Origin of the sequence: Paraburkholderia podalyriae (assembly GCF_014397785.1) — a bacterium.
Classification (GTDB): Bacteria; Pseudomonadota; Gammaproteobacteria; order Burkholderiales; family Burkholderiaceae; genus Paraburkholderia; species Paraburkholderia podalyriae.
On the sequence record NZ_VZQQ01000020.1, the window covers coordinates 113,543 to 129,010 of the forward strand.

General features: G+C 66.4%; 11 protein-coding genes. 6 read left to right on the top strand and 5 right to left on the bottom strand.

Annotated elements, in window-relative coordinates; translation table 11 throughout:
- Positions 1 to 214 precede the first annotated feature (214 nt).
- A complete protein-coding gene (locus F6X42_RS23365) occupies positions 215 to 961 on the top strand; it encodes a glucose 1-dehydrogenase (protein WP_187636470.1) in 747 nt (248 codons plus the stop codon).
- Between the two features lie 110 nt (positions 962 to 1,071).
- On the opposite strand, the gene F6X42_RS23370 is transcribed toward F6X42_RS23365, so the two are convergent.
- Entirely contained in the window at positions 1,072 to 1,971 is a 900-nt protein-coding gene (locus F6X42_RS23370; RefSeq protein ID WP_187636471.1) for a LysR substrate-binding domain-containing protein, read from the bottom strand.
- A gap of 118 nt (positions 1,972 to 2,089) precedes the next feature.
- Between F6X42_RS23370 and F6X42_RS23375 the strand changes: the two genes are divergently transcribed.
- Positions 2,090 to 3,340, top strand: a complete 1,251-nt coding sequence (locus tag F6X42_RS23375; protein WP_187636472.1) for a 2-aminoethylphosphonate--pyruvate transaminase — start codon at positions 2,090 to 2,092, stop codon at positions 3,338 to 3,340.
- 48 nt (positions 3,341 to 3,388) lie between these two features.
- On the top strand, positions 3,389 to 4,192 hold the full coding sequence (phnX, locus tag F6X42_RS23380; protein WP_187636473.1) for a phosphonoacetaldehyde hydrolase: 804 nt from the start codon (positions 3,389 to 3,391) through the stop codon (positions 4,190 to 4,192).
- A gap of 4 nt (positions 4,193 to 4,196) precedes the next feature.
- On the opposite strand, the gene F6X42_RS23385 is transcribed toward phnX, so the two are convergent.
- Positions 4,197 to 5,114: a LysR family transcriptional regulator gene (locus F6X42_RS23385; protein WP_187636474.1), complete on the bottom strand. Its 918-nt coding sequence runs from the start codon at positions 5,112 to 5,114 to the stop codon at positions 4,197 to 4,199.
- A 401-nt stretch (positions 5,115 to 5,515) separates the two neighbouring features.
- Here F6X42_RS23385 and argG point away from each other — a divergent pair, with 401 nt between their 5' ends.
- From argG to F6X42_RS23400, 3 genes are all read left to right on the top strand, one after another.
- Positions 5,516 to 6,850 (top strand): argininosuccinate synthase, encoded by a 1,335-nt coding sequence (gene argG / locus F6X42_RS23390; RefSeq protein ID WP_187636475.1) that lies wholly within the window; start codon positions 5,516 to 5,518, stop codon positions 6,848 to 6,850.
- A gap of 179 nt (positions 6,851 to 7,029) precedes the next feature.
- Positions 7,030 to 8,061, top strand: coding sequence for a GGDEF domain-containing protein (locus F6X42_RS23395; RefSeq protein ID WP_312892907.1), 1,032 nt, complete (start codon positions 7,030 to 7,032; stop codon positions 8,059 to 8,061).
- Positions 8,062 to 8,219: 158 nt separating this feature from the next.
- Positions 8,220 to 9,755: an MltF family protein gene (locus F6X42_RS23400; RefSeq protein WP_187636476.1), complete on the top strand. Its 1,536-nt coding sequence runs from the start codon at positions 8,220 to 8,222 to the stop codon at positions 9,753 to 9,755.
- 222 nt (positions 9,756 to 9,977) lie between these two features.
- Here F6X42_RS23400 and F6X42_RS23405 read toward each other — a convergent pair whose 3' ends face one another.
- From F6X42_RS23405 to F6X42_RS23415, 3 genes are read right to left on the bottom strand one after another with little or no spacing between them, the layout of a single operon-like run.
- Positions 9,978 to 12,845: an Hsp70 family protein gene (locus tag F6X42_RS23405; RefSeq protein WP_222945690.1), complete on the bottom strand. Its 2,868-nt coding sequence runs from the start codon at positions 12,843 to 12,845 to the stop codon at positions 9,978 to 9,980.
- 5 nt (positions 12,846 to 12,850) lie between these two features.
- A complete protein-coding gene (locus tag F6X42_RS23410) occupies positions 12,851 to 14,698 on the bottom strand; it encodes an Hsp70 family protein (RefSeq protein WP_187636478.1) in 1,848 nt (615 codons plus the stop codon).
- Positions 14,695 to 15,291: a DUF2760 domain-containing protein gene (locus F6X42_RS23415; RefSeq protein WP_187636479.1), complete on the bottom strand. Its 597-nt coding sequence runs from the start codon at positions 15,289 to 15,291 to the stop codon at positions 14,695 to 14,697. Before F6X42_RS23415 ends, F6X42_RS23410 begins: the two co-directional genes overlap by 4 nt.
- Between the last annotated feature and the right edge of the window lie 177 nt (positions 15,292 to 15,468).

Consider the following 15,468-nt stretch of genomic DNA (forward strand, 5'->3'; position numbering starts at 1 on the left):
TAAGCCGCGCGTGACTCGGGCCGTCCAGGTTCGATGCCATTCGATTGTTCGTCACAACCGACGATTCAATTCGTCCCGGGCCGCTTTATCCCGTGCGGCCAGTTGCCTACATTGATGTCCAGTAACAGCGCCACTGCATTTGCAGCTTTTGCGGCGTGGAGCTCGCGACTTCTCGCGGGCCATGCCGGCGCAAACCCATTGAAAGGACACGATGATGAGCAAGCTCACAGGCAAGGTAGCGGTTGTAACGGGTGGATCGAAAGGCATCGGTGCGGCGATTGCGAAGGCATTGGCGGCGCAAGGCGCATCGGTCGTCGTGAACTATGCGTCGAGCCGCGCGGGCGCCGACAAGGTGGTCGCCGATATCACCGCGGCGGGCGGCAAGGCGGTCGCGGTCGGCGGCGACGTGTCGAAGGCCGCGGACGCGAAGGGTATCATCGACTCGGCGATCGAAACCTATGGCCGCCTCGACGTTCTGGTCAATAACTCGGGTGTCTATGAGTTCGCGACGATCGAAGAGATCACCGAAGCGCATTTCCATAAGCACTTCGACGTCAACGTGCTCGGGCTGCTGCTGGTCACGCAAGCGGCGGTCAAGCACCTGGGCGAAGGCGGCAGCATCGTCAACGTAAGCTCGGTCGCGACCCGCATCACGCCGCCGAACACCACGGTCTACACGGCGACCAAGGGTGCGGTCGATGCGATCACCGGCGTGCTCGCGAAGGAACTCGGGCCGCGCAAGATCCGCGTGAATTCGGTGAATCCCGGCATGGTCGAGACCGAGGGCACGCACAGCGCTGGCGTGATCGGCTCCGACTTCGAAACGTGGGTGATCAGCACGACGCCGCTCGGCCGTATCGGCCAACCCGACGATATCGCGGATGTCGTCGCGTTCCTCGCGTCGGACGACGCGCGCTGGTTGACGGGCGAGAGCCTGATCGCGAGCGGCGGATCGCGTTGAGTCTGACGCGCTTGCCAACGCTTGTGGCAACCCGCGCAAAAGTTCGAGCGCGATAACAGGCGGCGCGGCCGGTAGCACGAAGGCCGCGCCGCGGAGCGGCGGTAGGGCGGCTACGCGCGCTGGGGCTCGCCGCCCGAGACCTCGGCTTCCGCCCCCGCCAACTCCACCGCAAAAAACGCGTCGAGCAGATTGGAACCCGGCCGTTCGGCGAGCCGCGTCAGCGATTCGATCATCTGCACCCGGCAATCGAGCAGCGGCACCATCCGGATACGCCGCGACTCCTTGAACTCGGCGCGCGCGATCACGCCGACGCCGATGCCTTGCGCGACCGCTTCCTCCAGCGCCTCGCGGCCATCCACGTACATCACCGGCTCGACCTGCAAAGACTCGCGCACGAGCTCGATTTCTAGCAGCCGTTGTGTGACCGATTGCGGCTCGCGGAAGATCATCGGCTGTTTGACGAGCTCCGCGTAACTGAGCCGGCGCTTCTTCGCGGCCGGGTAGCTGGCCGGCACCATCGCGACCAGCGGATCGCGCCGCAACACGCGCGAGCGCAACCGGCTATGCACCTGCGGCGCGGCGGTGATCGCCGCGTCGACCGCGCTCGACAGCACGCGCTGCATGCACTCGGCCGCATTGGCGATCGACAGCGTGACGACGATGCCAGGATGCCGCTCGCGAAACGCGCCGATCAGCGCGACGGCGAGATCTGGCGCATCGGCGGCGAGCGATAGCGAACCCGACTCCAGCCCGCCCGCCGATTCGAGCAACTGGCGCGCGTCGCGCTCGCAGCTGAGCATATGCCGCGTCACGCTGAAAAGGCGCAGGCCGAGCTCCGTCGTCTCGACGCCGCGTGGCCCGCGCTCGAACAGCTTGACGCCGTAGTCCCGTTCGAGCCGCCGCACGTGATCCGACACCGCCGGCTGCGTCAGCGACAACGCCTGCGCCGCTTTCGAAAAGCCGCCATGTTCAGCGACCGCATGAAACGCCCGCAATTGCGCGTATTGCACGTGTGCCTCGCGACCGGATAAGTTTTTACAATATCGTCATCGATTATATCGATTTTACCGATGGACAGCGTTTCTGTATCGTGCGAGGTATCGACATAGGGATATCGGAGTACCGGACATGGAAAGCGCGATCGGCGATTCGGCGGCGGCATCGACCGTTGCAGCCGCGGCAAGCTCGGTCACTCGTAGCACCACATGCGCCGCGCCGGCTGGCGGCGAGCCTTATCTGCTGACGCCGGGTCCGCTGAGCACGGCGCTGTCGACGAAACAGGCGATGCTGCGCGACTGGGGCTCGTGGGACGGCGACTTCCGCGCAATGACCGCCGAGTTGCGCGCGAGCCTGCTCGAGATCGCCGGGGATACGGCCGGCGACTACGACTGCGTGCCGCTGCAGGGCAGCGGCAGCTACTGCGTCGAAGCGATGCTCGGCAGCCTGATGCCGCGCGACGGCCACGCGCTCGTGCTCGCGAACGGCGCCTACGGCAAGCGCGCGGCGACGACGCTCGGCTACCTCGGCCGCGCTTCTACGCTGCTCGACAAGGGCGACTATCTGCCGCCGCGCGGGGTCGAAGTAGAGCGCATGCTCGCCGCCGATCCGTCGATCAGCCACGTGGTCGCGATCCACTGCGAAACGAGTTCGGGCATCCTCAATCCGCTCGACGAAATCGCCGCCACGGTCGCGAAGCACGGTCGCAAGCTGCTGATCGATTCGATGAGCGCCTTCGGCGCGGTGCCGCTCGACGTGCGGCAGATCGCGTGCGAGGCGTTCGTGTCGTCGGCGAACAAATGTATCGAGGGCGTGCCGGGTTTCGGCTTCGTGATCGCACGCAGGTGCGCGCTCGGCGAAGCGAAGGGCCGCAGCCATTCGCTCGCGCTCGACCTCTACGATCAATGGGACGTGATGAATCGCACGGGCCAGTGGCGCTTCACGCCGCCCACGCATACGGTGGCCGCGTTCCTCGAGGCGCTGCGTCTGTACCAGCTCGAAGGCGGGCAGCCCGCGCGGCTTGCGCGCTACGCGAACAACCGCGACGTGCTGGTCGCCGGCATGCGGGCGCTTGGCTTCGAGCCGCTGCTCAACGCACGCTGGCGCTCGCCGATCATCGTGACGTTTTTCTCGCCGGCGCATCCGTCGTTCGAGTTCGCGCGCTTCTATGAACTGATGAAGCAGCAGGGCTTCATCATCTATCCGGGCAAGCTGACGGTGGTCGACAGTTTCCGCATCGGCTGCATCGGTCAGGTCGACGAGCAGGTGGTGCGTCGCGTGGTCGATGCGTGCCGGCAAGCGCTGCGCACGATGGGCGTCACGCACGCGGCGCCGCCGCCCGCCGCGCTCGACGAACGCAAGGCGCTCGCGCGGGCCGCCTGATCCGCTACGGCAAACTCAATACATTCGGATTGCTGGGGATTCAAGCCAATGAAACACGTGAAGGCGGTGATTTTCGACTGGGCCGGCACGGTGGTCGACTACGGTTCACGCGCGCCGATGGGCGCCTTCGTCGAGACCTTCGAGCAGTTCGGCGTGCCGATCACGATCGACGAAGCGCGCGGCCCGATGGGTATGGCCAAGCGGCCGCATATCGCGGCGCTGATGGCGCTGCCGCGGGTTGCGCAAGCATGGGCCGAGCGCCATGGCCACGCGCCGGGCGACGCCGATATCGACGCGGTGTACGACGTGTTCGTGCCGAAAAACATCGCGGTCGCGGCGAGTTATAGCGCGGTGATTCCGGGCGTCGCCGAAGTCGTGAGCGCATTGCGCCAGCACGGCATCCGCATCGGCACGACCACCGGCTATACCCGCGAGATCATCGACGAAATCGTGCCGGGCGCGGCCGCGCAGGGCTTTTCGCCGGACAGCATCGTGTGCACCGGCGATACGCCGGAAGGGCGGCCGTCGCCGTACATGATCTACCGGACGCTGCCGCAGCTCGGCGTGTGGCGCGCGAAAGAGGCGATCAAGGTCGACGACACCGAGGTCGGCATCGAAGAGGGCATCAACGGCGGCACGTGGGCGGTCGGCGTCGCGGTGAGCGGCAACGCGTTCGGCATCAGCGAGGCCGAGGTGAAAGCGTTGCCGGCCGACGAATTCGCCGCTCGCCGCAACGCCGCGACGGCCAGACTGAAGGCGGCGGGCGCGCATTACGTGATCGATAGCGTCGCGGATCTGATGCCGGTCGTGTACGACATCGACGCGCGGCTCGCGCGTGGCGAGCGGCCTTGAAGCGTCACTTGAAGAAACCGACCGCGAGATCGATGAACTCGCGCACCTTACGCGGCACGAACTCGCGGCTCGGATACACCAGCGACACGGCCACGTCACCATTGAGCACCGCGTAGCCGTCGAGCACGCGCGCAAGCGTGCCGGCGCGCAACTCGTCCTCGACCATTTCGAGCGGCAGCAGCGCGATGCCCATCGCGCCGAGCGCAGCCTGCTTCTGCATGATCATGCTGTTGACCGTGAACGATGCATCGATCGCGATGCTCTCGCCGCCGTCCTCGCTGGCGCTTCCGGCGGCGTCACCTTTGCGGAAGATCCACATTGGACCGGTCGTGTCGAACGGCGCGGCAATCAGCCGATGCCCCGCCAGCTCGGCAGGCGTGTGCGGATGACCGGCCTGCGCGAGATACGCGGCCGCGGCCACCGGCACCGCGTGCGAGTTGATCAGACGCCGCACCACCAGCGACTCCGAGCGGATCATATGCTCGGTCACGATGCCGACATCGAAGCCGCCTTCGAGCAGATCGACCCGTTTTTCCGTCAGCGTGACGCGCAGGTTCACCTGGGGAAAGCGGGCCTGATATTCGGCGAACAGCGGCGTTAGCCGAAACAGCGAAAAACTGCCGAGCGCGACGATGCGCAGGTCGCCCGCCACGTCGCGCGACGCCGTGGTCGCGCGCGACTCCACTTCCTCGAGTTCGGCGAGCAGCACGCGGCAACCGTCCGCGTATTGCGCACCCGCCTCGGTCAGCACGACCTTGCGCGTGGTGCGCTGAAACAGGCGAATGCCGAGATGCTGTTCGAGGCTCGACACATGACGCGTCACGACCGACGTCGACACGTTCAGTTGCGCGGCGGCCTGCGCGAAACTGCCGACATCGGCGACCTTGATGAAGGCCTGCATGGCCTGAAAAAGATTGATCATCTGAGTGCAAAAACATCTTTGTTGTAGCGGACGGCGTGACCTTGCGCGCGCATCGAGGCGTTCGTCGTGGCAGGCGGGGCGGTCGTGGTCATGGGTGGCAGGCGCGGGGAATGGACGGCGTGAACGGGGTGAACGGGGTAATCGGCGTGGCGTTGGCGCAAGCCGCGATGGTACGCGCAGACGATAATAAAATCCGTCCCCGCCGCGACAAATAAAGCGTGAATCAATGCGGGAATTCGACCCGGCGAGATGGCGGCGCAAGGCCGCGCAAACCCGCAAAATCCAAGGCTGTAAGGCGGTTCACGGTATACTCCCGCGTAACTTGCCTTATCGCCAGGCTTGCCCGATACTCACCTGTTACCCCCAAATCTCCCCGTACGTCGAGTTTAACGCTACTGCTTATGAGTACAATCCTTGAAAGTCTTCCGATCGGCCAGAAGGTCGGTATCGCGTTTTCCGGCGGCCTCGACACCAGCGCCGCGCTGCACTGGATGCGCAAGAAGGGCGCCGTGCCGTACGCTTACACGGCCAACCTCGGTCAGCCCGACGAAGACGATTACGATTCGATCCCGCGTCGCGCCACGCAATATGGCGCCGAAGGCGCGCGCCTGATCGACTGCCGCGCGCAACTGGTCGCGGAAGGCATCGCGGCGCTGCAGTGCGGCGCATTCCATATCTCGACGGCGGGCGTCACCTATTTCAACACGACGCCGATCGGCCGCGCCGTGACCGGCACGATGCTCGTCGCCGCGATGAAGGACGACGGCGTCAACATCTGGGGCGACGGCAGCACGTACAAGGGCAACGACATCGAGCGCTTCTATCGCTACGGGCTGCTCGTGAATCCGGACCTGAAGATCTACAAGCCGTGGCTCGACCAGCTGTTCATCGACGAACTCGGCGGCCGTTCGGAAATGTCGGAATTCATGCGCCAGTCGGGCTTCGACTACAAGATGTCGGCCGAAAAGGCGTACTCGACCGACTCGAACCTGCTCGGCGCGACGCACGAAGCGAAGGATCTCGAAAGCCTCGAGTCCGGCATCAAGATCGTGAACCCGATCATGGGCGTCGCGTTCTGGCGCGACGACGTGCAGATCGCGAAGGAGGAAGTGACGGTCCGCTTCGAGGAAGGCCAACCGGTCGCGCTGAACGGCCAGACGTTCCCGAACGCGGTCGAGTTGCTGCTCGAAGCGAACCGGATCGGCGGTCGTCACGGTCTCGGCATGAGCGACCAGATCGAGAACCGCATCATCGAGGCGAAGAGCCGCGGCATCTACGAAGCCCCGGGCCTCGCGCTGCTCAACATCGCTTACGAGCGTCTCGTCACCGGCATCCACAACGAAGACACGATCGAGCAGTTCCGCGAGAACGGCCGCCGCCTCGGCCGTCTGCTGTACCAGGGCCGCTGGTTCGATCCGCAGGCGATCATGCTGCGCGAAACCGCGCAGCGCTGGGTCGCGCGCGCGATCACCGGCGAAGTGACCGTCGAGCTGCGCCGCGGCAACGACTACTCGATCCTCAGCACGAAGTCGCCGAACCTCACGTATCAGCCCGAGCGTCTGTCGATGGAGAAGGTCACATCGACGTTCTCGCCGCGCGACCGCATCGGCCAACTGACGATGCGCAACCTCGACATCACCGACACGCGCGACAAGCTGCGCATCTACTCGCAGGTGGGCCTGCTGTCGTCGAACGAGACGTCGGCGCTGCCGCAAGTGAAGGGCGACAAGGAGTAAAGCGGCGCGTCTGACCAACAGAACGTCGCATCGATCGATGGGCCGGCTCGCAAGAGCCGGCCCATTTTCTTTGCGGCTGCCGGATGCGCTCCGGCGCTTGGGCGCGATCCCACATTCTGTGCTCAAGTTTCGCGTGCCTATGCCGTTGACATAAGCTAAGCCCATTCTGGAACCCTTCCGTGCAACTCGCTTACAGTAACGACCGCCTCGCCAGCCGGATGCCAGTCGACTCGACCGCCGCCGGCGAACCCGAGGTCGGGTCTTCGGTCATCGAGTGGCTGTTGCACGACGACCAGGTGATGCGCGAGTGCTTCACGCACGCGGCGGAGATTCTGAAGAGCGTGACCGGCGCGGCAATTACCGCGATCGTGCTGCTCGACGAGGAGTATCAGCACTATCGCGCCGAGATCGGCATGTCGATGCCGCTCGTTACGCGCGCGCGCTCGCTCGCCGACTACGCGGTGCGCGACGCCGATCTGTTCGTGATCGAGGATGCGCACAACGACAGCCGCTTCGGCGAATGCATGCTGGTCAAGCGTCATCCGTTCGTGCGCTTTTACGCCGCGATCGCGTTGCGCGCGCCGAACGGCGAGATCGTCGGCGCGCTGTGTGCGATGGACCCGGCGCCGGGCCGGCTCGACGCGGGCCAGCGGGGCGTGTTCTACCACCTGCGCGCGATGATCGAAAACGATCTGAAGATGCGCACGGCCACCGCGATCGATCCGCTCACGCAGTTGTACAACCGGCGGTTTCTGCTCGAAAGCATCGCGCGCCGCTGGAAGGAAGCGCGCAATGGCGACGTGATGGGTTCGGTGGTCGTCGACGTCGACTGGTTCAAGCAGTACAACGACACCTATGGTCATCAGGCTGGCGATCACTGTCTGTGTCTGGTCGCCTCCGTGATGCAGGCCGCCGCCGACAGCGAGCGCATCGTGGTCGGGCGCATGGGCGGCGAGGAGTTCGGAATGCTGGTGCTCGAAGCGCAACCATCGATGCTCGAAGACACGCTCGAAACGCTGCGCCAGCGCGTGGCGGACCTCGCGATCGAGCATCGCGCGTCGCCGCTTGGGGTGGTGACGGTCAGCATTGGCGCGTCGCTCACGTGTATCAGCGACCTGTCGCGACCCGCGCATCGCGACGGTTTCGCGAGCGCTGACCGTGCGTTGTATCGCTCGAAGCATAAAGGACGAAATCGCGTGACGATGGCGTAGTGGGCATTGGCGATTACGTCGGTACGGCTCTACCTTCAATCATGGCGGCATTGCTTATAGGACCATCGTCCCATTTTCAGCCGTTGCCATCGTGGCAATATGGATGCGCGTAGTGAACGTCGACGCAGTCGCCGGGCGCGACAGCAGGGTGTTTTACGATGCGCATCATTCAAACGTTGCTGTACTTCGCGGCGTTCTGCTCAGGCATGTTCGTCGGCCCCGCGGCGTGCGTCGCCGCCCAAAGTGTCGCCGCGCAGCCGGCCGCCTCGTCGGTCCTCCCGGCATCCCCAACCGCCGCGGCGTCGGCTCCCGCAGCGCGCCGTATCGATCTCGGCAATCAACCGTTCACGGGCGATTTCGACGCCATGCTCGAGCGGCGTCTGATCCGCGTGCTGGTTCCCTACAGTCGAACCCTCTATCTGAATGAGCAAGGTCACGAACGTGGGCTGACCGCCGGTCTCATGCGGGACTTCGAGCGTTATGTGAACAAGAAGTACCAGGCGACGCTCGGCAAGCGTCCGCTCACCCTGGTCATCATTCCGACGACTCGCGACCAGTTGATCCCGGGGCTGGTAGCGGGCCGGGGCGACATCGCCGCGGGCAATCTGACGGTCACGGAGGTCCGCCTGAAGCACGTCGACTTCGTGGCGCCACGTGACCGGACAGCAGTACGCGAAGTGGTCGTGACCGGGCCGAAGTCGCCGGCCCTCGCGAAGCTCGACGATCTCAGCGGTAAGACGGTCCATGTGCGGCCAAGCAGCAGCTATTACGAGAGCCTGAAAGCGTTGAACGCGCGTTTTCGCAAGGAAGGCAAAGCTCCGGTGAAACTCGTGCCGCTGCCCGACGCGATCGAGGACGAGGACGCGATGGAGATGCTCAATGTCGGGCTGCTCCAGATCCTCGTCGTGGACGACTGGAAGGCAAAGGTATGGGCGCCGGTACTGGCTGGAATCGTCGTGCACAACGATATTTCGGTGCGCGACGCAGGCTACATCGGCTGGGCGGTGCGCCTCAAGAGCCCCAAACTGCAGGACGCGATCAACGACTTTTACCTGAATTACCTGAAGAAGCAGAGTGTCGCGGAAGTCCGTCTGCAGCAGGAAATGAAGCGCATCAAGCAGATCTCCAACAATACGGAGTCAGCGGAGCTGAAGCGGTTCAGGCAGACGGTCGGTCTTTTCGAAAAATACGGTGCGCAGTACCGCTTCGATCCGCTTTTGCTTGCAGCTCAGGGCTATCAGGAATCCCAACTGAACCAGGGCGCCCGCAGTCACGTTGGCGCAATCGGAATCATGCAACTGATGCCAGCCACGGGGAAGGAACTTGCGGTTGGCGACATCAGGGTGGCGGAGTCCAACGTACATGCGGGAGCGAAATATCTCGATGTGCTGATGGCCCGTTACTTTCCCGATGCTCACTTCTCGGAAAGGGACCGCTCGCTGTTCGCGTTCGCCAGCTACAACGCAGGACCCGCAAACATCGCCAAAATGCGCAAGGAAGCGGCGGCGCGCGGTCTCGATCCTAACAAGTGGTTCAACAATGTCGAAATCGTAGTCGCCGAGAAAATCGGCATCGAGCCAACGACGTACGTGCGCAATGTCTTCAAATATTACGTTGCGTACCGGCTCGTCCAGCAGGCCGAGGCTGCACGCGCTCGCGCTATCGGGCAGATGCGCAAGCAGGGCGGAGCGTGACGGAAGCGGGCATCTGAAAGCGTTGTCACCGCAGCGACGTGCCGCAGCAATGCTGCGCATACAGGTATCCACCTGTGTGCGCGTTGCTGTGCATTCTTTGTTTGCGTCAGCCTCAGCGGCCGCATCGCTGAAACGTGATCGTTTCCTCGCGGAAAGCCTCGAGGATCGAGACGGTCGGGACGCTGCACGAGCGGTGCTCAGCTTCGCGCCGCGCAAAACGCTTTAGCCGCCGATCAGCTTCAACCCGACCGGCAGCGATTCGCCGAACACGCGACCTTCGTCGGCGTTATCGAGCGCGACGACTTCGCTGACCATCGTGATCCACGCGCGCGGCGCGCTCGCCGCTTCGAGGCGTCGCACGACGCTCGCGCGCAGCTCGTCGGGCAGATCGCGCGAGCGGTCGCCGGTCATGCGGGCGATCTGGACGGCCGCGAATGCGGCGGGGTCGACCTTCTTCCAGTCGAGCGCGAGGATCGCATCGAGCCATTGCGCCGCGACCTCGGGCGGCACGACGCTATGCGCGCTGCCGTAGAACGGCTGGCGCGCGCCGATCCGTCCGACCGCCCACCAGCTTTGATGGTTTTCCGCGGGTTTTTTCAGGCGAGCGAGCACCGCCTCGCCGAGTTCGATCTTGCGTTCGGCCGGAATCCGTTCGAGCGATGCGGACAGGCGAACCATATCGGCGAAGCCGGTCTTCGCGACATCGAACGGCAGCTTGTGACGCGATTGCGCGGCCTTCTGCAGATAGTCCATCGCGTCGAGCACGCGCAGCTGCGCGTCTTCGCCGAGACCCCCGGCCGCACGGCGCCACAGCGTCCACCATTCGGACCACACCTGGCTGTCGGTCACGTACTGGATGCCGTCGTCGAACAACGTCCACAGTTGCTCGACGCGCCATTCGTCGAGCGGATAGCCGAAGCCGGGCCGCACGCAATAGCCGGCCAGATTCAGCCACAGCCGTTCGTGATCGGCCGAGCGGCGGCGGCGGCGCGCGCGCTCCCACAGCGCGCCGAACAGTTCGCGCAGCAACGCGCTGTTCCAGCCGTCGCGCGGGCCGAGCAGATGTTCGAGTTGTGCGCGCAGCCGTTTGATTTCCTTCGGGTCGACGTTGTGCGCGCGGGCGCCGAAGCAACGGTCGATCAGTTCGATCGCGCGATCGAGCGCCGGGTGGCGTTGCGGCGCGCCCTCGGCGGACAGGTGCACTTGCGCGTCGTCGCGGCGCAACTGGAATTCGAGCAGCCAGCGTTGCGATGGATCGTCGAGCTCGATGCAATGCACGTCGAGCGTGCCGAGCTCGGTCAACGACGTCGCGATGCGCACCGCGGTTTCGCGTGCGCGGTGGCCGTCGCGCGATTGCACGATCGTCGCGATCGGCGGCAGGCGCACGAAGTCGCCACCCGCGAGGTCGACCAGCTCACCGGGCTGATACGCGGTGTCCGCGCTCGACGACACCAGATGAAAGCGCACCGGATGCCCGAGCCGTAGCGCGAACGTGCGGTCCGCGATCAGAATCTCGTGACCTTCGTCGGTGCCGCGCGGCAGCAGGCAGATGCCGCGTTGCGCCGGCGCCGCGTCCGGCTCGGCGTCGTCTTTGCCGGCAGGCGTTTCGTCGAGCACCAGAAAATAGCTGCGCGGCGAACCGCCGCCGATTTTCGGCGCGAAACCCGCGCGCGCGAGCGTATAGGCGACCGCGCCGCGCGCGACCGCGACGTCGGGGTTGTCGTTGTGCAGCACGTTCAGCGGCGCGCCGCGCCAGCCGCCGAGCGTGTCGGCGAGACGCCGCGACAGTGCGTCGGCGCGGAACACGCCGCCGTTGAGCAGCAGCGTGTCCGGAACGGGCGGGCCGGCCGCCGCGTCTGCGTCGGGCGCGCTGGAGTCCGCGCCGAGGGCCTTGCGCGACTGCGCGGCGAAGCGTTCGAGAAATGCCGCGATATGCCGCGTGACCGCCGCATCGGTTGCGTACGGCAGGCCGAATTCGACGATCGCGCCGCGCGTTCGGCCCGGTCGCTCATCGGCGGCTACCCGCGGAAAGAAACCATCGACGATGATCTTTTCGACCTCGTCGCGTGTGAGCTGCGCGGTGCGCGCGCCGCCGATCAGCTTCGAGCCCGCGCCGAGCAACGTGACCGGCGCGGAGTCGGGCGCCTGCGCATCAAGCAGCTGCTCCTTCGCGACGCGGCATCGCTCGACCAGCTGCGACAGGCTCGCCGCCGACAGCCGCTGCGGCGCCTGCGCGCCGGTACCAGCGCCGCCCAACAGCCGCGCCTCCACCCGATGCGCGAGCGCGAGGTCCATGTTGTCGCCGCCGAGCATCAGGTGATTGCCGACGCCGACGCGCGTCAGGTGCGGCTCGCCGTCGCCGGTGAGGCCGACCTCGATCAGCGTCAGATCGGTGGTGCCGCCGCCGACGTCGCAGATCATCACGAGCCGGGTGTCCGCCAACTCGTCGGCAAGCTTCTCGCGGTGCCGGAACAGCCAGTCATAAAAGGCGGCCTGCGGCTCCTCCAGCAGCCGCAGCGACGGCAGGCCCGCGAGCCGCGCCGCCTCGACGGTCAACGCGCGCGCGCCCTCGTCGAACGATGCGGGCACCGTCAGCACGACGTCCTGCTGTTCGAGCGGCGCCGTCGGAAAGTGCTGGTTCCACGCGGCGCGCACGTGCGCGAGGTAGCTCGCGCTCGCGTCGAGCGGCGAAATCTTGCGCACGTCGTCGGGCGCGCCCCACGGCAGGATCGGCGCGACGCGATCGACCGACGCGTTCGACAGCCAGCTTTTCGCGCTCGCGACCAGCCGCCCCGGCACCTGCGCGCCGAGCAGCCGCGCGAGCCGGCCGACCACGACCGGCTGCGTCGTGTCGTTGCCGTGGCCCGACGCCGCACGCGCACCGGACCAAGGTAGCGGCAGGTCAGCCGCGCTCAGTTCGCCGTCGGCCGCCTGATAACGCACCGACGGCAACAGCGGCCGCGCGGCGACCTCGCCGGGGCTCACCAGCTGCTCGATGTCGAACACGCGGATCTGCTGCGATCCGGCTTGCGCGTACGCGAGCACCGTGTTGCTGGTGCCGAGATCGATGCCGACGCTGTACCGTTTCATGTCAATCACGCATTCGCGTTGCCGCGCACGTCGAATTCGACTTTCCAACGTTCGTCGGAACCGCGCGGGATCGCCTCGAGTTCGAGCGTGCCCGCTTCGGTCACGCGCGCATGCAGCTTCACCGGCACGACTTCACCGGCGCTGCGGCCGGCGGCAGGCAGCGTTGCCTGGATTTCCTCGAGTTCCTGCAACTCCTCGGGTCCCCAGTAATCGAGCAGCGTGCCGACCTGATCCTGTCGACGCACCGACGAGCCGAAGAAACGGAAATGCACGGGCTCGCCGACGACCAGCCCGAACTCCTGCGCGGGCAGCTCGGCATCGGTGCCTTCCTCCATGCCGAACGGCGCGACGCATAGCGCCTGCACCGGCGGTTCGAGGCCGGGCACGGCCGGCATCGCCGACTCGATCGCGATGTAGTACGCGCGGGCGGTGCCGCCGCGAATCCGCACGCCGCGGCCGCGTCGCACGTAGCCGTAGTAGGCCGCGCCGCGCGCGACCGCCAGATCGAGGTCCGCGCCTTCAAGCAGACGCGCGGGCGCCGCGCCTTCGGCCGCGAGCCAGCCGTTCAGCGTGGTCATGATGCGCTCGACCAGCAGCGTCGACTTGAACACGCCGCCGTTGAACAGCACTGCGGTGGGGTGCAGGAAGCTCGCCTCGGGGGCGACATGCTCGCGCAGTCCTTCCAGTTCGGCGAGCGCGCCGACCTGACGGCCGAGGAACCCGGCCAGTTGCCGCGTGATGCCCGCGTCCTGCGCATACGGCAGGCCAAGCTGCGTCAGACCGACCCGCGCGCGGCTCACTGGACGCGCAGCGCTGTCGACCTGCGGGAAGAAGCCGTCGAGGATCGTCTGCGTGAGCTCGGCGCGCGTCAGCTCGGTGCGGATCGAGCCGCCGATCAGCTTCGAGCCGCGGCTCGGCACGACGAGCGGCACGGTCTCGGTGGCTGGGTCGCTGAGCAAGGTCTCCTTCGCGGCGCGGCACGCGTAAGTGAGCGCGCGCAGTTGCCACGCGTCGGCCTGGGTGCCTTGCGCGGCGAGCTTGCGCGCGACCACGTGCGCGAGCGCGAGGTCCATGTTGTCGCCGCCGAGCAGAATGTGATCGCCGACCGCGACGCGGTGCAGTTCGAGATTGCCGTCGCGCTCGATCACCGCGATCAGCGACAGGTCGGTCGTGCCGCCGCCGACATCGACCACGAGGATGATGTCGCCGATCTTGACCTGCTTGCGCCACTCGCCGCCGCTCTTCTGGATCCAGCTGTAGAGCGCCGCCTGCGGTTCTTCGAGCAGCGTCATGCGTGCGAAGCCGGCGGCCTCGGCGGCTTCCGCGGTCAGCTCGCGCGCGGCTGGGTCGAACGACGCGGGAATCGTCACCGTGACGTCCTGCTCGCCGAACGGCGCGTCCGGATGCGCGTGGTCCCACGCCTCGCGCAAGTGCGTCAGATAGCGCACCGAGCTTTCGAGCGGCGACACGCGCGCGACTTCGGGCGGCGCGTCGTTCGGCAGAATGCCCGCGCGCCGGTCGACGCCCGGATGGCACAGCCAGCTTTTCGCGCTCGATACGAGCCGGATCGGCGTGCCGGCGCCACGGCTGCGCGCGAATTCGCCGACCGCGAATTCGCGCTGGCCAGTCCACGGCAGGAACAAGTCGCCGGAGGCCAGTTCGTCGGGATGCGGCAGGTACAGGAACGAAGGCAGCAGCGGCAGATTGTCGATTGCGCCGGGGCCCGTGAGCTGCGCGATCGACAGCACGTGCTGGGTGGTTTTTTCGCCGTCGCTCGCGTGCGTGTCCACGAAAGACAGCGCGCAGTGCGTGGTGCCGAGATCGATGCCGATCGAGTAGCGTGCGTCGCTCATAGCTCCACCTCCGCCGGTGCGATGACTTTCGCGTTATGGCCGTCCGCGAGCTTCGGCAGACGCACCTCGTCGACGCGCCAGCCGCGATGGCTGATGCTGCCGTTAAACGGCGCGCTGCCGACGACGTTGCCGGTCAGACGGACCGAACTCGCGTCGAAGCCTTCGGGCAGCGTCACGCGGCTGCCTTCGGCTTCGTCGCGCACTGGGCGGATCGTGAAGTGCTCGCGCAGCGTCGCGCGACAGCCTTCGTGCACGAGGCGCGCGGCCGCGCCGATGTCGGCGTCGCTATAGCTCCTGATGTCTTCCTCGACAAAATCGATGAAGCGCGCGTCACGTTGCAGCAGGCCCAGCAGTTGCAGCGCGGCGTCGGGGGGGGCCTCCTTCAGGACCGGCGCGGGTTGCGGCTTCGGTTGCGCAGCGGGGGCGGGTGCCGGAGCCGCAGCGGCGCCGGCGGCCACCGGGGCCGCCCCGATCTTTTCACCGTTGCGCAGGCGCAGTACGTCGGCGGCGAAGTCGCCATTGCCGAGAATGCTGAAAAACGTGCCGACGGCCAGCGAAATCCGGCCGAGGAAGGATGGGTTCGAATCGCTCATAAAGGCTCCTGATCTGCTCTGTTTGGGGGACGAGCGGTCCTCGCCGCGCCGCGTGCGCCGGGCAGCGAAGCTGACGGGCAGGGCGGGGCTGTGGTGTTGCGGTGGGCGGGCAGCCGGGGGCGCCTGTCCGAGGCGGCGATGCAACCGCCGGGCCGCCAGACGGCGACGGGCCGGGAC